1 protein-coding gene is annotated in these 19,699 nt (G+C 76.1%); it reads left to right on the forward strand.

Going from position 1 to position 19,699, the window contains the following annotated elements:
- Nucleotides 1–50 precede the first annotated feature (50 nt).
- On the forward strand, nt 51–19,688 hold the full coding sequence (locus PYR91_RS35660) for an SDR family NAD(P)-dependent oxidoreductase (protein WP_347944030.1): 19,638 nt from the start codon (nt 51–53) through the stop codon (nt 19,686–19,688).
- Nucleotides 19,689–19,699: the final 11 nt, after the last annotated feature.

Raw genomic sequence — 19,699 nt, forward strand, 5'->3', positions numbered from 1 at the left:
CGGGGTTCGTGGCGCTGCAGCGCCGGGACCAGGCTCAGGCCGTGACCGTGATGCGGGGTCTGGCCCAGCTCCACGCGCAGGGTGTGGCGGTCGACTGGGCCGCGGTGTTCGCCGGGGCCGGGGCCCGCCGTGTCGACCTGCCCACCTACGCCTTCCAGCGCGACTCGTACTGGATGAAGAGCTCCGGCTCAGGCGACGTGGCCGCGGCCGGGTTGACCACCGTGGGGCACCCGCTGCTCAGCGCGATGGTCGAGTCGCCCGAGTCGGGCGCGGTGGTGCTCACCGGCAGCCTGTCCCTGGCCGCGCAGCCCTGGCTCGCCGACCACGCGGTGCTGGGCGCGGTCATCCTGCCCGGGACCGCGTTCGTGGAGATGGTCCTACGGGCCGGCGGCGAGGTCGGCTGCGAGCTTCTGGAAGAGCTGACCCTGCACGCACCGTTGGTGCTGCCCCGGTCCGGGCGCGTTCAGGTGCAGATCACGGTGGACGACGCGGACGAATCGGGCCGGCGACCGGTGACCGTGCACTCCCGGCAGGACGCCACGGCGTGGGTCCGCCACGCCGCAGGGGTCCTGGCCGCCGCCGACCGGCGGCCCGGCTATGACCTGCGGGCGTGGCCGCCGCCCGGCGCGGTCGCGGTCGCGGCCGGGGACGTGTACGAGGAACTGGCCGAGCGCGGTTACGACTACGGGCCGGCGTTCCGGTGCCTGAAGTCGGTGTGGCGGCGCGGCGATGAGGTGTTCGCCGAGGTCGCATTGCCGGAGGAGCAGGTGTCCCAAATCACCGCGTTCGGACTGCACCCGGCCCTGCTCGACGCCGCCCTGCACGCCATCAACTACGGCTCGTTCTTCGCCGGCGTGGACGGCGTCGCGCTGCCGTTCGCGTGGACCGACGTGGCGCTGCACGCGTCCGGGGCCTCGATGCTCCGGGTGCGGCTGGCGCCGGCCGGCGCCGACGCGCTGGTGGTCCAGGTCGCGGACGGGATGGGCGAGCCCGTCGCCGAGGCGGGTTCGCTGGTGCTGCGCCCGGTCGTGGCCGACGAGCTCGCCGGCGCGGTCGGCGACTGGCTGTTCGGGCTGGACTGGGTCCCGGCCACCGGTGGCGGCAGGCGGGGGGACCCCGGCGCCTGGGCGGTGCTGGGCGAGGCCGACGACGACGTCGAGCGCCGCCTGGCGGCCGCGGGCGTGCCGGTCCGCTGGTGCGAGGAGCCCATCGAGACAGACGGCGCCGACGTTGTCGTCGCGCTTCCGGTGCGCGGGGCGCTGACCGGCGTTGACGGCGGCGACGTTGTCGCGGAGGCGGTGCACGCCGAGGTTCGCTGGGCGGTGGATCTGGTTCAGCGCTGGTTGGCGGGTGCGGGGCCGGAGAGCCGTCTGGTGGTGGTGACGCGGGGTGCGGTGGCCGCTGGTCCGGCCGAGGATGTGGTGGATCTGGCGGGTGCGGCGGTGTGGGGGTTGTTGCGTTCGGCGCAGGCCGAGCACCCCGGCCGCATCGTGATCGTCGACGTCGACGACGATCCGTCCTCGCTCGGGTCGCTGCCCGAGGTCGTCGACTCTGCCGACCCGCAGGCGGCGGTTCGCGCGGGACGGGTGCTTGTGCCCCGGCTGTCAAGGCTGGCGAAGCCCGAGGCGCCGGTGCCGGTGCTGGAGCCGGGTGGGACGGTGTTGGTGACCGGTGGTACCGGGGCGTTGGGGGCGTTGTTCGCGCGGCATCTGGTGGTGGGTTATGGGGTGCGGCATCTGGTGCTGACCAGCCGTCGTGGGCTGGACGCGCCGGGTGCGGTCGAGCTGCGGGACGAGCTGTCGGAGCTGGGCGCGCAGGTGGAGATCGTGGCCTGTGACGCGGCCGACCGTGAGGCCGTGGCCGCGCTGCTGGGCGCCGTACCGGCGGAGCATCCCCTGGTCGGCGTGGTGCACGCCGCCGGGGTGGCCGAAGAGGGTGTGGTCGCTGAGTTGACGCCGGGTCGGGTGTCGGGGGTGATGCGGCCGAAGGTGGATGCGGCGTGGGTGTTGCATGAGCTGACCGAGGGCTTGGGGTTGCGGTTGTTTGTGTTGTTCTCGTCGTTGGCGGGGACGGTGGGGGGTCCGGGGCAGGGGGGTTATGCCGCGGGGAATGCGTTTTTGGATGGGTTGGCGCAGTTTCGGGCGGCGCGGGGTTTGAGTGCGGTGTCGTTGGGGTGGGGGTTGTGGGCGACTGAGGGTGGTCTGGACGCGGGGGTGGCGCGTTCGGAGGTGGATCGGTGGTTGTGGTCGGGGTTGCGGGCGATCTCGGTTGATGAGGGTCGGGTGTTGTTTGATCGTGCGTTGGGTGTGGGTCGGGCTGTGGTGGTGCCGGCTCGGTATGACCTGGGGGTGTTGCGGTCGCGGGCTGGTTTGGTGGCGCCGGTTCTGGAGGGGTTGATCGGTGGCGGGGGTCGTCGGGTGGCGGCGGCGGGTGTGGCCGATGCGGGGTTGGTGGGCCGGTTGGCGGGGTTGCCGGTGGCGCGGCGGTTGGAGTTGGTGGTTGAGCTGGTGCGTACGGAGGCGGCTGCGGCGTTGGGGCATGCCGATGTGGGCCGGGTGGCGGGGGAGGTGGCGTTCCGGCAGTTGGGGTTCGACTCGATGACGGCGGTCGAGTTGCGCAACCGGTTGGGGACCCGCACCGGGTTGCGGCTGTCGGCCACCGTCGTCTTCGACTACCCCAGCCCTCTCGCCCTGGCCGAACACCTGCTCACCGAGCTGGCCGGCGACGAAGCCGCCCCGGTCGAGAGCGCCGCCGTGACGGCCGGTGCGGACGAGCCGGTGGCGATCGTCGGCATGGCCTGCCGGTTCCCCGGCGGCGCTGCCAGCCCCGAGGAGCTGTGGCGCCTGGTCGCCGAGGGTGCCGACGTGATCGGCGGATTCCCGGACGACCGGGGATGGGACGCCGAGAGTCACTACGACCCCGATCCCGATCGGCCGGGCACGTTCTACGCGCGTGGTGGCGGGTTCCTGTATGACGCGGCGGAGTTCGACGCGGGGTTCTTCGGGATCTCGCCGCGTGAGGCGGTGACGATGGATCCGCAGCAGCGGCTGCTGCTGGAGACGTCGTGGGAGGCGCTGGAGCGGGCGGGCATCGACCCGGTCTCGCTGCGCGGGAGCAGGACCGGCGTGTTCGCCGGCGTCACCATGCAGGGCTACGGCATGCGGTCGGACCTGAAGGTGGAGGGCACCGAGGGTTACCTGATGACCGGCACGATCGGCAGCGTCGCCTCGGGCCGCATCTCCTACACGCTGGGCCTGGAGGGTCCGGCGATCACCGTGGACACCGCGTGCTCCTCCTCGCTCGTAGCTCTGCACCTGGCCGCGCAGGCGCTGAGGTCGGGGGAGTGCGATCTCGCGCTCGCCGGCGGCGTCACCGTGATGTCCACCCTGCAGGGGTTCGTGGAGTTCTCCCGCCAGCGCGGGCTGTCCCCGGACGGCCGGTGCAAGGCGTTCGCCGCGGCGGCCGACGGCACCTCCTGGTCCGAAGGCGCCGGCATGCTCCTCGTCGAACGGCTGTCGGACGCGCGACGTCACGGCCACCGCGTGCTGGCCGTCGTGCGCGGCTCGGCGGTGAACCAGGACGGCGCGTCCAACGGCCTGACCGCGCCCAACGGCCCCTCGCAGCAGCGGGTGATCCGCCAGGCGCTCACGAACGCCGGACTGACCGCCGCCGACGTCGACGTGGTCGAGGCGCACGGGACCGGAACGCGGCTGGGCGACCCGATCGAGGCGCAGGCCATTCTCGCTACCTACGGCCAGGAGCGCCCCGGGGACCGGCCGGTGTGGCTGGGCTCGGTGAAGTCGAACATCGGCCACGCCCAGGCGGCGGCCGGGCTGGCCGGGGTCGTCAAGATGGTGATGGCGCTCCGGCACGGGCTCATGCCCAGGACGCTGCACGTGGACGAGCCGACCCCGCAGGCCGACTGGTCGGCCGGCGCGGTGGCGCTGCTGACGCAGAACCGTCCGTGGCCGGAGACCGGGCGTCCGCGCCGTGGCGCGGTGTCGTCGTTCGGGGTCAGCGGCACCAACGCCCACGTCATCGTGGAAGAGGCCCCCGAGCCGGAACCGGCCCGGGGGATCCTCGCCCCAGCCGCGACGGACGCGGCCCTGCCGGATGCGGTGCGGCATGACGGAGCGGAGCCGGACGCGGCGCTGCTGAGCACGGGCGGACCGGACGCGGCCGGGCAGGCCGAGGCGGTGCCGGACACGGTGCCGGACACGGTGCCGGACACGGTGCGGTCCGCATTGCCGGTGATGCCGTGGCTGGTGTCGGCGAAGACGCCGGGGGCGTTGCGGGCGCAGGCGGGCCGGTTGGTGTCGTTCGTGGAGTCTGATCCGGGTCTGTCGCTGGTGGATGTCGGATTCTCGCTGGTGTCGACGCGGTCGGTGTTCGAGCACCGTGCCGCCGTGGTGGCCGGTGACCGTGAGGGTCTGCTGGCGGGGCTGCGGGCGCTGGCCGAGGACGGTTCGGGGCCCGCCGTCGTGCGTGGTGTCGCGGGCGCGGGCCGCACGGCGCTGCTGTTCACCGGTCAGGGCGCGCAGCAGGCCGGGATGGGCCGGGAGCTGTATGAGGGCTTCCCGGTGTTCGCGGCGGCGTTCGACGAGGTGTGCGCCGCGTTCGATGGACTGCTGCCCGGGCCGTTGAAGGACGTGGTGTTCTCCGGTGACGGGCTGAACGACACCGGATGGACCCAGCCCGCGTTGTTCGCCTTCGAAGTGGCCCTTTTCCGGCTGGTCCGGTCGTGGGGGATCACCCCCGACCACGTGACCGGGCATTCGATCGGTGAGCTGGCGGCGGCCCATGTGGCCGGGGTGTGGTCATTGGCCGATGCCTGCCGGGTGGTGGCCGCGCGGGCGCGGTTGATGCAGGCGCTGCCGCCGGGCGGGGCGATGGTCGCGGTGCAGGCCACCGAGGACGAGATCGCGCCCTTGCTGGCCGGCCGGGAGGCCGAGCTGGACATCGCGGCGGTGAACGCGCCCGACTCGGTGGTGATCTCCGGCGCCGAGGCGGCCGTGGTCGAGGTCGCCGAGCGGCTCAAGCTTCGGGGGCGTAAGACCAGCCGGTTGACGGTGAGCCACGCCTTCCATTCGCCGTTGATGGATCCGATGCTGGAGGAGTTCGCCGAGGTCCTGTCCACGGTGGAGTTCGCCGAGCCGGTGATCGCGCTGAGCGCCGGGGCCGAACGGGTGCGTTCGGCCGCCTACTGGGTGGAGCAGGTGCGCCGCCCCGTCCGGTTCGCCGACCAGGTGCGCCGGCTGCACGAGCACGGCGTGACCCGGTTCATCGAGGTCGGGCCGGACGGCGTGCTCACCGCGCTCGGGTCGCGCACGGTCGAGGCGGGGTTCGTCGCGCTGCAACGCCGCGACCGGCCCCAGGCGCACACCGTGATGCGCGGCCTGGCCCAGGCCCACGCACATGGCGTGACCGTCGACTGGGCGGCGGTGTTCGCCGGGACGGGAGCCGCGCAGGTCGACCTGCCCACCTACGCCTTCCAGCGTGAGGCCTACTGGCTGAGCGGGGACGCCGAGGCGGGCGACGTCACCGCGGCGGGGCTCCAGGCTCCGGGGCACCCGCTGCTGGGCGCGGTGCTCACCATGGCGGGCAGCGGCGAGGTGGTGTTCACCAGCAGGCTCTCGGTGAGCACGCACCCCTGGCTCGCCGACCACCGGGTCGAGGGCGTGGCGCTGCTGCCGCCGGCCGCGCTGGTCGAGCTGGCGATCCGCGCAGGAGACGAGGTCGACTGCCCGACGCTTGAGGAGCTGGACGTCACGGCGCCGCTGGTCGTGCCCGACCGCGGCGGCGTGCTCGTCCAGGTGGTGGTGGGCGAACCCGGCGAGACGGGCCGCCGCCCGGTGTCCGTCCACTCCCGCCCCGACACCGGCGACACACGCCCGCGCTGGACCCAGCACGCCGCCGGGGCGCTGAGCCCGGCCGAGGCCGAGCCGGACGCGGCGGAGCCGAGCTGGCCCCCGGCCGGGGCCGAACCGGTCGAGGTGGACGAGCTGTACGCGGACCTGGCGGACGCCGGCCACGGGTACGGGCCGGTGTTCCAGGGCCTGGAGGCCGCGTGGCGGCTGGGTGACGACCGGTTCGGCGAGGTGCGGCTGCCCGAGCGGTCGCTCGCCGAGGCCGCCCGGTTCGGCATCCACCCCGCCCTGCTGGACGCGGCACTGCACCCCCTGCTGGGCGCGGCACCCGGTGCCGCCCGCGCGGCGACCTCCTGGGAGGGCGTGACCCTGCACGCCTCCGGCGCGACCGCCCTGCGCGTGCGCCTCACGCAGCATGGGCGGGACACGTTCCGCTTCGAGGCCTTCGACGAGACCGGCCGCCCGGTCGCCGCCGCGCACTCCGTACGCCTCGGCGCCCTGACCCCCGGCACGGTGCGGGACAGCGCGGCGGACTCCCTGTTCGAGATCCGGTGGCACCGCGTCGACCCTCCCGCGCGCTCCGCCGCCGTCGAGCGGCCCGTGGGTCGCGCGGCCGTCGAGCCGTCCGCGAAGCCGGCCGGCGCCGAGCCGCCCGCGACCCCCGCTGACCGTGTGGCCGCCGCGGTGCCCGTGGATGGGCAGCCCACGGAGCCCGTGGACGCGGAGGTGTCCGCCGAGCCCGTGGACCGGCTCGCGTCGCTGGAGGCCCCGGACGGCGGGCTGGACGGGCTGGCCCGGGCGCGGTACACGAGCGTCGCGGAGGCCGCCGAGGCGGCAGGCGACTGGGACGTCCTGGTCGCCGAGTCACCCGCCACGGGTGCCGGGGTGCCGGGCTCGGTGCGCGACGCCGCCGTGCGGGTGCTGGCCTGGGTGCAGGACTGGCTGTCCGACGAGCGGCTCGCAGGGCGCCTGCTCGGTGTGGTCACCCGGGGTGCGGTCGCCGCGGGCCCCGCCGACGAGGTGCCCGATCTGGCGGGCGCGGCGGTGTGGGGTCTGGTGCGCTCGGCGCAGGCCGAGCACCCCGGCCGCATCACGCTCGTCGACCTCGACGACGCCCCCTCCTCGACGGCCCTGCTCCCGGCCGCGCTGCGCTCCGGCGAACCCGAGATCGCCGTCCGCTCGGGAACGCTGCTGGTAGCCAGACTGGGCGCGGCCTCGCCGAGTGAACCGCCGGCGCCGAACGCGAACGGAACCGCGCCGGCCACCGGTGTTGTGGACGCGGTCTCGGCCGGCCAGGCGCCGGTGCCGCGGTGGAACGGGTCGGCGCCGGTCACCGATGGCGCCGGCGCACCGGGTACGGCCTCGCCGGGAGAGTCGCCGGCGCCGGACCGGGACGGGTCGGCGCGGGAGACCGGCGGCGATGCGCCGGACGCGAGCCCGGCGGCCGGATCACCGGTGCTGGAGCCGGGTGGGACGGTGCTGGTGACCGGTGGTACCGGGGCGTTGGGGGCGTTGTTCGCGCGGCATCTGGTGGTGGGTTATGGGGTGCGGCATCTGGTGCTGACCAGCCGTCGTGGGCTGGACGCGCCGGGTGCGGTCGAGTTGCGGGACGAGCTGTCGGAGCTGGGTGCCCGGGTGGAGATCGTCGCCTGTGACGCGGCCGACCGTGAGGCCGTGGCCGCGCTGCTGGCCGCTGTACCGGCGGAGCACCCGCTGACCGGGGTAGTGCACACCGCCGGGACGGCGGACGCCGGGGTGGTCACCACGCTCACCGCGCAGCGGATGATCGACATCCTGCGCCCCAAGGTGGACGCCGCCTGGCACCTCCACGAGCTCACCGAGGGCCTGGACCTGCGCATGTTCGTCCTGTTCTCGTCGATGGCGGGCACGATGCGCAGCGCCGGACAGGCCAACTACGCCGCCGCGAACGCGTTCCTCGACGGGCTCGCGCAGCACCGCGCGGCGAAGGGACTGCCCGCCGTCTCGCTCGGGTGGGGCATGTGGGCGACCGCCGGCGGAATGGGCTCGGGCGTGACGCAGGCCGAGCGCGGCCGGATGGCCCAGGCGGGCCTGCGCCCCATCTCCGCCGACGAGGGACTGGTCATGTTCGACCAGGCCCTCGCCACCGGCCGGGCGGCGCTGCTGCCCGTGCCGATCGACCTGCGCGCGCTGCGCTCGGCCCCCGGGCCGGTCCCGCCGATCATGCGGGCCCTGGCGGGCAGGGGCACCCGCCCGGTCGCGCGGTCTGCGACGGGCGCGGCGGGACGGTTCGCCGACCGCCTGGCCGCGCTGCCGGCCGACCGGCGGCGCCGGTCGCTGGTCGACCTGGTGCGCGGCGAGGCGGCCATGGTGCTGGGGCACTCAGGCGGCGACGGCCTCGCCGAGGACGTCGCGTTCCGGCAGATGGGCGTCGACTCGCTGACCGCGGTCGAGCTGCGCAACCGGCTGGCCTCGGCGACCGGCGTGGCGCTGGCCCCCACCGTCGTCTTCGACTACCCGACGCCGCTCGCGCTGGCCGACCACCTGCTGGCCGAGGTGGCCGGCGACCAGGCCGCCCCGGTGGAGACCGTCGCGGCGATGGCCGGCGCGGACGAGCCGGTGGCGATCGTCGGCATGGCGTGCCGCTTCCCCGGCGGCGTGTCCTCGCCCGACGCCCTCTGGCGGGTGGTCGCCGGCGGCGTCGACGCGATCGGCGGTTTCCCCGAGGACCGGGGCTGGGACGCCGAGAGTCACTACGACCCTGATCCCGATCGGCCGGGCACGTTCTACGCGCGTGGTGGCGGGTTCCTGTATGACGCGGCGGAGTTCGACGCGGGGTTCTTCGGCATCTCGCCGCGTGAGGCGGTGACGATGGATCCGCAGCAGCGGCTGCTGCTGGAGACGTCGTGGGAGGCGCTGGAGCGGGCGGGCATCGACCCGGTCTCGCTGCGCGGGAGCAGGACCGGCGTGTTCGCCGGAGCGCCACCCCAGGGGTACGGCGCGCAACCCGACGCCGCCGTGGCCGGCACCGAGGGTTACCTGATGACCGGCACGATCGGCAGCGTCGCCTCCGGACGCATCTCCTACACGCTGGGCCTGGAAGGCCCGGCGATCACCGTGGACACCGCCTGCTCGTCGTCGCTGGTGGCCCTGCACCTCGCCGCCCAGGCGCTGCGCGGCGGCGAGTGCACGCTGGCGCTCGCCGGCGGCGCGACCGTGATGGCCTCGCTCGGCACGTTCGTGGAGTTCTCCCGGCAGCGCGGGCTGTCCCCGGACGGCCGGTGCAAGTCCTTCGCCGCGGCGGCGGACGGCACCGGATGGGCCGAGGGCGCCGGCATGCTCGTGCTGGAGCGGCTGTCGGACGCGCGACGGCTCGGGCACCCGGTGCTGGCGGTGATCCGGGGCTCGGCGGTGAACCAGGACGGCGCGTCCAACGGCCTCACCGCGCCCAACGGCCCCTCGCAGCAGCGGGTGATCCGGCAGGCGCTGGCCAACGCGCGCCTGTCCCCGGCCGAGGTCGACCTGGTCGAGGCGCACGGCACCGGCACCCGCCTGGGCGACCCGATCGAGGCCCAGGCACTGCTCGCCACCTACGGCCAGGAGCGCGCCGAGGGTCGGCCGGTGTGGCTGGGGTCGGTGAAGTCGAACATCGGTCACACCCAGTCCGCCGCGGGCGTGGCCGGAGTGATCAAGACCGTGCTGGCGCTCCGGCACGGGCTCATGCCGAGGACGCTGCACGTGGACGAGCCGACCCCGCAGGCCGACTGGACGGCCGGCGCGGTGGCGCTGCTGACCGAGAACCGCCCCTGGCCGGAGACCGGGCGTCCGCGCCGCGGCGCGGTGTCGTCGTTCGGGGTCAGCGGCACCAACGCCCACGTCGTGCTGGAACAGGCCCCCGAACCCGAGCCGGAGACCGCCGAGCCGGCGGCGGCGCCGCCGGTGGTGCCGTGGGTGCTGTCGGCGAAGACGCCGGAGGCGGTGCGCGCCCAGGCCGCCCAGCTCGCGTCCCACCTGCGGACGGCTCCCGGCCTCGCCCCGGTGGACGTCGGGTACTCGCTGGCGACGACGCGGACGGCGTTCGAGCACCGTGCCGCCGTGGTGGCCGGCGACCGCGAGGAACTGCTGGCGGGCCTGCTGACCCTGGCCGAGAACGGCTCGGACTCCCGCGTGGTGCGCGGCGTGGCGGGCGCGGGTCGTACGGCTTTCCTGTTCACCGGTCAGGGCGCCCAGCGGGCGGGCATGGGCCGGGAGCTGTACGCGGACTTCCCGGTGTTCGCGGCGGCGTTCGACGAGGTGTGCGCGGCCTTCGAGGGGCTGTTGCCGGGGTCGTTGAAGGATGTGGTGTTCTCCGGTGAGGGGCTGGATGAGACCGGGTGGACGCAGCCGGGACTGTTCGCGTTCGAGGTGGCGCTGTTCCGGCTGGTCCGGTCTTGGGGTGTGGTCCCGGATTATGTGACGGGGCATTCGATCGGTGAGCTGGCGGCGGCGCACGTGGCCGGCGTCTGGTCACTCGCCGACGCGTGCCGGGTGGTGGCCGCGCGGGCTCGTCTGATGCAGGCGTTGCCGTCGGGCGGGGCGATGGTCGCCGTGCAGGCCAGCGAAGGCGAGGTCGCGCCTTTGCTGGCCGGCCGGGAGGCCGAGGTGGGGATCGCGGCGGTGAACGCGCCGGACTCGGTGGTGATCTCCGGTGTCGAGGCGGTCGTGCTGGAGGTCGCCGAACGGCTCAAGGCACAGGGGCGTAAGACCAGCCGGCTGCGGGTGAGCCACGCCTTCCACTCGCCGTTGATGGACCCGATGCTGGAGGAGTTCGGCGAGGTGCTCGACGGGGTCGAGTTCGCCGCACCTGACATCCCGCTGTCCGCCGACCCCGAGCGGGTGCGTTCGGCCGCCTACTGGGTGGAGCAGGTGCGCCGCCCCGTCCGGTTCGCCGACCAGGTCCGGTGGCTGCACGACCACGAGGTCACCACCTTCCTCGAGATCGGCCCCGACGCCGTTCTGACCGCACTCGGCCAGCACACCGTCGACGCCGACTTCATCCCCCTGCACCACCGCGACCATCCCCAGAGCCGCGCCGCCGTCACGGCGCTGGCCCGGGCCCACGCCCGCGGCGCGGCCGTGGACTGGGCGGCGGTGTTCGGGACGGGAGCGCGCCGCGTCGAGCTGCCCACCTACGCCTTCCAGCGCGACTCGTACTGGCTGAAGGGGTCGGCCGCCGGTGACGTCACCGCGGCGGGCCTTCGCACCGCCGAGCATCCCCTGCTGGGCGCGATGGTCGTCGTGGCCGGCAGCGACGAGGTCGTGCTCACCGGCCGGCTGTCGCTGAGCACCCACGCCTGGCTCGCCGACCACCGCGTCGGCGGTGTGGCGCTGCTCCCGGGGACCGCCCTGGTCGAGCTGGCCATCTGGGCCGGTGACGAGGTCGACCGCCCGGTGCTCGACGAGCTGCTGATCGCCGCCCCCCTGGTGGTGCCGGACCGCGGCGCGGTGCAGATCCAGGTGGTGGTGGGCGAGGCCCGCGAGACCGGGCACCGCCCGGTGGCCGTCTACTCCCGCCCGGACGGCGACCCCGCTTCACGCTGGACGGCGCACGCCTCCGGCACGCTCGCCCCGGCCGGCCCGGTGCCGGCGTTCTCGCTGGAGGCCTGGCCGCCCGCCGGCGCGGAGCCCGTCGAGCTGGCGGGCGCCTACGACCGGATGGCCGAGGCCGGCTACGGGTACGGCCCGGTGTTCCAGGGGCTGCGATCGGTGTGGCGGCGCGGCGAGGACGTCTTCGCCGAGGTTCGGCTGCCCAAGCGGGAGGTCGCCGACGCCGCCCGGTTCGGCGTCCACCCGGCGCTGCTGGACGCCGCGCTGCACACGATCGGCTTCGGGCCGTCGGTCGCCGATGCCGGCGTGATGGTGCCCTTCGCCTGGAACGGCGTGAGCCTGTACGCCACGGGCGCCTCGGCGTTGCGTGTACGGCTGGCACGCGGGGACGCGGACGCGGTGCGGCTGGAGGTGGCCGACGAGACCGGGCGGCCGGTCGCGGAGGTGCGGTCGCTGGTGATGCGGCCGGTCGACCCGCTCGCCGGGGCCGGCGGCGCGACGGCCGGCGCGCTCTACACGGTCGACTGGGTCGCCGCCCCGCTGCCCGCCGCGCCGGCCCAGGCCGGCCCGTGGGCACTGCTCGACCAGGTCGACGACCGGATCGGCCGGGCGTTGACGGCCGCGGGCGTGCGGCTCCACGAGGATCCGGCCGAGGCCGCCGACGCCCCCGTGGCCCTCGTGACGCTCACCGGTGGGGCCGCGGACGGCGGGCACGTCGGCGAGACGGTGCGCGCGGCCCTCCTGCGGGCGCTGGCCCTGGTCCAGCAGCCGGCCGCCGGCCGCCTGCTGGTCGTCACCCGCGGCGCGGTGGCCGCCGACCCGGCCGGCGACGTGCCGGACCTCGCGGGCGCGGCGGTGTGGGGGCTGCTGCGCTCGGCGCAGGCCGAGCACCCCGGCCGCATCGTGCTCGCCGACCTCGACGACGACCCCGCGTCCGCCGCCCTGCTGCCGGCCGTCCTGGAGTCGGGCGAGCCGCAGGTGGCCGTCCGCGCGGGCAAGGCCCTGGCGCCCCGGCTCACGCCCGCGAGCGCCGGCGACCGGCTGGCAGCGCCCGAGGACGTGCCGTGGCGGCTGGACAGCACCGCCCGGGGAACGCTGGAGAACCTGGCGCTGCTCCCCTGGCCGGGGGCGGCCGCCCCGCTGGGCGAGGGCCAGGTGCGCATAGACGTCCGCGCGGCCGGCGTGAACTTCCGGGACGTCCTGATCGCCCTGGCCATGTACGCCGGTGAGGCGGAGATGGGCGGCGAGGCCGCCGGCGTGGTGACCGAGGTCGGGCCGGGCGTGACCGGGCTGGCGCCCGGCGACCGGGTGATGGGCCTGGTGTCCGGCGCCTTCGGCCCCGTCGCGGTGACCGACCACCGCTACCTGGCGGTCATGCCGCAGGACTGGTCGTTCGCGCAGGGCGCGACGATGCCCATGGTGTTCCTCACCGCCCTGTACGGCCTGCGCGACCTGGCCGGGCTGCGCGAGGGCGAGTCCGTGCTGGTCCACGCGGCGGCGGGCGGCGTCGGCATGGCCGCGGTGCAGCTGGCCCGGCACCTCGGCGCCGAGGTGTACGCCACCGCGAGCCCCGGCAAGTGGCACGCGGTGCGGGCGCTCGGCGTGGACGGCGACCACCTGGCCAACTCCCGCACCCTGGAGTTCGAGCAGCGGTTCCGCGAGGCCACCGGCGGCCGCGGCGTGGACGTCGTGCTGGACGCGCTGGCCGACGAGTTCGTGGACGCCTCGCTGCGCCTGCTGCCCGGCGGCGGCCGGTTCCTGGAGATGGGCAAGAGCGACGTCCGCGACCCCGACCAGGTCGCCCGCGAGCACCCCGGCGTCCGCTACCGCGCCTTCGACCTCGCCGAGGCGACGCCGGACCGGATCGGCGAGATGCTGCGGTTCCTGCTCGACCTGTTCGGGCGGGGCGCGCTGCGGCCGCTCCCGGTGACCACCTGGGACATCACCCAGGCCCAGGCGGCGTTCCGGCACATCGGGCAGGCCAGGCACATCGGCAAGGTCGCCCTCACCTTCCCCGCCCCGCTGCGCCCCGACGGCACGGTGCTGGTCACCGGTGGCACCGGCGCCCTGGGAGCGGTGTTCGCGCGGCACCTGGTCACCCGGCACGGGGTCAGGAACCTGGTGCTCGCCGGCCGCCGCGGCCCCGGCGCCGAGGGCGCGGCCGAGCTGCGCGCCGAGCTGTCCGCGCTCGGCGCCCGGGTGGAGATCGTCGCCTGTGACACCGCGGACCGCGAGGCGCTGCGACGCCTCCTGGCCGGCATCCCGGCCGGTCACCCGCTGACCGGCGTGGTGCACGCCGCCGGGGTGCTGGACGACGGCGTGATCGACGCCCTGACGCCCGAGCGCGTGTCCGGCGTCCTGCGGCCCAAGGCCGACGCCGCGTGGCACCTGCACGAGCTGACCAGAACCATGGATCTCGGCATGTTCGTGCTGTTCTCCTCCCTCGTCGGCACCACCGGCGGTGCGGGCCAGGGCAACTACGCCGCCGCCAACGCGTTCCTCGACGGGCTCGCCCGGCACCGGGCCGCCCAGGGCCTGCCCGCCGTCTCGCTCGGCTGGGGTCTGTGGGCCTCCGGCGGCGGCATGGACGCGCGGCTGACCCAGGAGGACCGCGACCGCATGACCCGGTCGGGCCTGCGGCCCATCACCCCGCAGGTCGGCGTCGCGCTCTTCGACCAGGCGCACGCCATGGGCCGCGGCGTGCTGCTGCCCGTCGACTTCGACCTGCCCGCGCTGCGGTCGGCGCCCGGGGCGGTCGCGCCGATCCTGCGCGGGCTGGCGGGCAGGGGCGCGCGCCCGGTCGCGCGGTCCGCGTCCGGCGCGGCGGGCGGGCTCGCCGACCGGCTGGCCGCGCTGCCGGCCGACCGGCGGCGCCGGACCCTGGTCGACCTGGTGCGCGGGGAGGCGGCCGTCGTGCTCGGGCACGCCGGCGCAGACGGGATCGCCGAGGACGTGGCGTTCCGCGGGCTGGGGATCGACTCGCTGACCGCGGTCGAGCTGCGCAACCGGCTGGCCTCGGCGACCGGCGTGGCGCTGCCCCTGACGGTGGTCTTCGACTACCCGACGCCGCTCGCCCTGGCCGACCACCTGCTGGCCGAGGTGGCCGGCGACCCGGCGGCCCCGGTGGAGGGCACCGCCGTGCCGGTCGACCTGGACGAGCCGGTCGCGATCGTCGGCATGGCCTGCCGGTTCCCCGGCGGGGTCTCCTCACCTGAGGGCCTGTGGCGGATGGCCGCCGACGGCGTCGACGTGATCGGCGAGTTCCCGCTGGACCGGGGCTGGGACGTCGAGGCGCTGTACGACCCGGACGCGGAGTCGCTCGGCCGCAGCACCACGCGGCACGGCGGGTTCCTGGCGGACGCGGCGGAGTTCGACGCGGCGTTCTTCGGGATCTCGCCGCGTGAGGCGCTGGCGATGGATCCGCAGCAGCGGGTGCTGCTGGAGACCTCGTGGGAGGCCCTGGAGCGGGCCGGCATCGACCCCCACGCGTTGCGGGGGAGCGCCACCGGCGTGTTCGTGGGCGCCGCGCCCCAGGGGTACGGGACCAGGTCGGGCGTCGCGCTGGAGGGCGCCGAGGGGTACCTGATGACCGGCACGCTGGGCAGCGTCGCCTCCGGCCGCATCTCCTACACGCTGGGCCTGGAGGGACCGGCGATCACCGTGGACACCGCGTGCTCGTCGTCGCTGGTGGCCCTGCACCTGGCCGCGCAGGCGCTGCGGTCGGGCGAGTGCGACCTGGCGATCGCCGGCGGCGCGACCGTGATGGCGTCGCCGGGGGTGTTCGTGGAGTTCTCCCGGCAGCGCGGGCTGGCCCCGGACGGCCGGTGCAAGTCGTTCGCCGCCACCGCCGACGGCACCGGCTGGTCCGAGGGCGTCGGCGTGCTCCTGGTGGAGCGCCTGGCCGACGCGCGGCGCAACGGCCACCCGGTGCTCGCCCTGGTGCGCGGCAGCGCGGTGAACCAGGACGGCGCCTCCAACGGCCTGACCGCGCCCAACGGCCCCTCGCAGCAGCGGGTGATCCGGCAGGCGCTGGCCAACGCGCGCCTGTCCCCGGCAGAGGTCGACCTGGTCGAGGCGCACGGCACCGGCACCCGCCTGGGCGACCCGATCGAGGCGCAGGCCGTTCTCGCGACCTACGGGCAGGGACGGGACGAGGACCGGCCGGTGTGGCTGGGCTCGGTGAAGTCCAACCTCGGCCACGCGCAGTCCGCCGCGGGCGTGGCCGGGGTGATCAAGACCGTGCTGGCCCTGCGGCACGGGCTCATGCCGAAGACGCTGCACCTGGAGGAGCCGACCCCGCAGGTGGACTGGTCGGCCGGCGCGGTCGGGCTGCTCACCGAGGCCCGCCCGTGGCCGGACGTCGACCGGCCGCGGCGGGCCGCGGTGTCCTCGTTCGGCGTCAGCGGCACCAACGCCCACGTCATCTTGGAGCAGGTCCCCGAGCCCGAGCCCGAGCCGACCGGGCCGGGGGCGGAGCGCCCCGCGCCGTGCGTGCTGTCCGGCAAGACGCCGGAGGCGCTGCGGCGGCAGGCCGAGCGCCTGCTGTCGTTCGTGGACGCCGACCCCGGCCTCGGCCCGGCCGACGTGGCGTACTCGCTGGCCACCACCCGCTCGGTGTTCGCCCATCGCGCCGCCGTGGTCGCGGCGGACCGCGACCGGCTGGTGGCGGGGCTGCGCGCCGTCGCCGAAGGCGGCTCCGGCCCCGGCGTGGTGCACGACGTGGCCGGCCCGGGCCGCACCGCGTTCCTGTTCCCCGGCGAGGGGGCGGGCCCCGACGGCACGGCCGAGCTGTCCGCCGCGTTCCCGGTGTTCGCCGAGGCGATCGAGCGGGTCCGGGCGGCGTTCGAGGAGCTGCCGGAGCCGGCGCGAGGCCAGGCGCCCGGCGCTGACGGACCGGAGGTGTTCGCCTACGAGGTCGCCCTGTTCCGGCTGATCCGCTCGTGGGGGGTGACCCCCGACTACCTGGCCGGGCACGGCATCGGCGAGCTCACCGCCCTGCATCTCGCCGGCGCGCTCTCCCTGCCGGACGCCTGCCGCCTCGTGGCGGCCGGGGACGCGGCGGGGGAGGAGACCTGGGGCCCCGCGCCGATCCCGGTGGTGTCGATGGCCACCGGCCGGCCGCTCACGGCCGAGGACCCGAGCCCGCCGGAGCACCCGGCCGGGCCCGCGACGACGGCCGCCGGCCCCGGCTCCCCGGAGCACGGGCGGGGGCCGGCCGAGGCGGTGCGCTGGCTGCGCGCACGGGAGGTGACCAGGTTCGTGGCCGTCGGCCCGGCCGGCGGGCTCGCCGACGAGGCCGCCGGCCTGGCGGACGACCGGCTCATCGCCGTGCGCCACGCGGACCGGCCCCCGGTGTGGAGCGCCGTGGCCGCGCTGGCCGGGCTGTCGGCCTCCGGGGCGGCCGTCGACTGGGCGGCCGTGTTCACCGGCACCGGCGCCCGCCGCGTGGAACTGCCCACGTACGCCTTCCAGCACGAGTCGTACTGGATGGCCGACCGCGCCACCACGGCGGTGGACGCCGGCAGCCTCGGCCTGCACGCCGCCGGTCACGCCCTGCTGGGCGCCGCCATCGCCGTGGCCGGGACCGACGAGGTCGTGTTCACCTGCCGGCTGTCGCGCGGCGCGCACCCGTGGCTGGCCGACCGCGCCGTCGCCGGGGTCACGCCGCTGGCGGAGGCAGCCCTGGTGGAGCTGGCCATCCGCGCCGGCGACGAGGTCGGCTGCCCGACGCTGGCCGAGCTGACGGCCGTGACGCCGCTGACGGTGCCCGAGCGCGGCGGCGTCCAGGTGCAGGTCGTGGTGGGAGCCCCGGGGGAGGGCGGACGTCGGCCGGTGGCGGTGCACGCCAGGCCCGGCGACGCCGGGGCGGTGGTGCGGGACTGGACGCTGCACGCCACCGGCGTGCTCGGCCCGGCAGGGGCCGAGCCGGACTTCGCCTGGCCCGCCTGGCCCCCGGCGAACGCCGAACCGGTCGCGGTCGCCGGACTGTACGACGACCTCGCGGACGCCGGGTACGAGTACGGGCCGGTCTTCCGTTGCGTGGAGTCGCTGTTCCGGCTGGGCGGCGAGCTGTTCGCGCAGGTGCGGCTGCCCGAGGGGGCGGCCGCCGACGCGGCCGGGTTCGGGCTGCATCCGGCCCTGCTCGACGCGGCCCTGCACCCGCTGCTCGCCGGGCCGGGAACCGCAGGCGACGACGTCACCCGCCTGCCGGTCGAGTGGGCCGGCGTGCGGCTGCACGCCGTCGGCGCGACGGTGCTGCGCGTCCGGCTCGCACCGGACGGCCAGGGCGCGTTCCTGCTCCAGGCGGCCGGCGAGGACGGGCGGCCGGTGGCCGAGGCGAGCTCTGTGCGGCTCGGCCCTGTGCCGCTGGACACGCTCGTCCCGGCGGGGACGGACGCCGCGGACGCGCTGCTGGAGCTGCGATGGATCACGGCCGAGCCGCCGAAGACGACCGCGGAGCAGTCGGGCGGCCTGGCGGTGCTCGGCACCGCGGCCGGTGACCTCGACCGGGTGGCGGAACTGGCGTTCGCCGACATCGCCGAGGCCGCCGAGTCGTACATGCCGTGGGACGTCCTGCTCGCCGAACCCTCCGGCGCCTCTGACGCCTCCGACGGCTCTGCCGTGGGCGGCGAACCGGCGGCCTCGGCACGGCGGGCCGTGGAGCGCGCGCTGGACTGGGCGCGCGAGTGGGTCGGCGTGACCGACCTCCCCGACAACCGGCTGGCCGTCGTGACCCGCGGCGCGGTCGCCGCCGGCCCGGACGAGGACGTGCGCGACCTCGCGGGCGCGGCGGTGTGGGGCCTGCTGCGCTCGGCGCAGTCGGAGAACCCGGGCCGCATCGTGCTGGTCGACCTGGACGACGACCCGTCGTCGGCCGACCTGCTGCCCGGGGTGCTCGAGTCGGGCGAACCCCAGGCGGCGGTCCGCGCCGGGACCATGCTGGTGCCCAGGCTGGCCCGCGTCACGGCCGCTGCGACCCGCGCGCCCGAGCTGGACCCGGACGGAACCGTGCTGGTCACCGGCGGCACCGGCGCGGTCGGCGCGCTGATCGCCCGGCACCTGGTCACCCGGCATCACGTCCGCAACCTGCTCCTGACCGGCCACGACGGCCCGGACGCCCCGGGCGCGGCCGAGCTGCGCGAGGAGCTGACCGCCCTGGGCGCACGCGTCGAGGTGGTGGAGTGCGACGCGGCCGACCGGGCCGCCGTGCGAGGGGTGCTGGCGGGCATCCCCGCCGACCGTCCGCTGACCGGGGTCGTGCACGCCGCGAGCGCCCTGGACGACGGCGTGCTCACCTCCCTGACCGCCGACCGGGTGGCCCGGATGCTGCGCGACAACGCCGACGGGGCCTGGCACCTGCACGAGCTGACCTCCGGCGCCGACCTCGGGATGTTCGTGCTGTCCTCCTCGGTCGTCGGCGTGCTGGGCAGCGCCGGACAGGGCACGCTCGCCGCGGCGAGCACCGTCCTGGATGCGCTGGCCCGGCATCGCCGCTCGCGTGGCCTGCCCGCGGTGTCGATGGCGTGGGGGCGGATGACCGACGGCGCGCGCGGCGCGCTGCGGCTGATCGCCCCGGACGAGGCCGCCGAGCTGTTCGACGCGGCGCTGTCGGCCGGGCCGGCCGTGGTCGCGCCCGCCCCGCTCGACCTGGCCTGGATCCGCCGCGAGCGGGTCCCGGCCGTCCTGCGCGACCTGGTGCCGGCGAGCGCCCGCAGGACGGCGGGCGCGGCGGCCGGCGCCGACCGGCTGGCCGGGATGAGCCGGGAGGAGGCCGAGCAGTACCTGCGAGACCTGGTGCGGGCGGAGGCGTCCCGGGTGCTCGGGCACGCCGCCCCCGACCAGGTCGCGCTGACCACGTCGTTCAAGGACTCGGGGTTCGACTCGCTGGCCGCGGTGCAGTTCCGCAACCGGCTGGTCGAGCGGACCGGCCTGTCCCTGCCGACCACGCTGGTGTTCGACTACGCCACCCCGGCCGCGCTGGTCGAGCATCTCACCGACCGGCTGGCCGTGGCCGGCGGCGGCACGCACCGCACCGTGCTGGCCGAGCTGGACAAGCTGGAGGCGGCCCTGATGTCCGCCCCCGCGGCGAACGGCGAGCACGCCGCGATCGCGGCCCGGCTGGCCGCCATCCTGTCCCGCTGGAACCAGGCGGCGGGCCCCGGCGACGGGGACGACGTGGCCGGCGCGATCGAGGCGGCCACCGAGGACGAGGTTTTCGCCTTCATCGACAACGAACTGGGCCGCGCCCTCGACTGACGGCCGATCCG

The sequence above is a fragment of the Sphaerisporangium sp. TRM90804 genome (assembly GCF_029846175.1).
In the GTDB taxonomy this organism is placed as follows: Bacteria; Actinomycetota; Actinomycetes; order Streptosporangiales; family Streptosporangiaceae; genus Sphaerisporangium.

Bases quoted from the DNA above. Each gene is read 5' to 3' on its own strand.
- PYR91_RS35660 (WP_347944030.1), top strand. From the start codon at position 51: ATGCGGGGTCTGGCCCAGCTCCACGCGCAGGGTGTGGCGGTCGACTGG.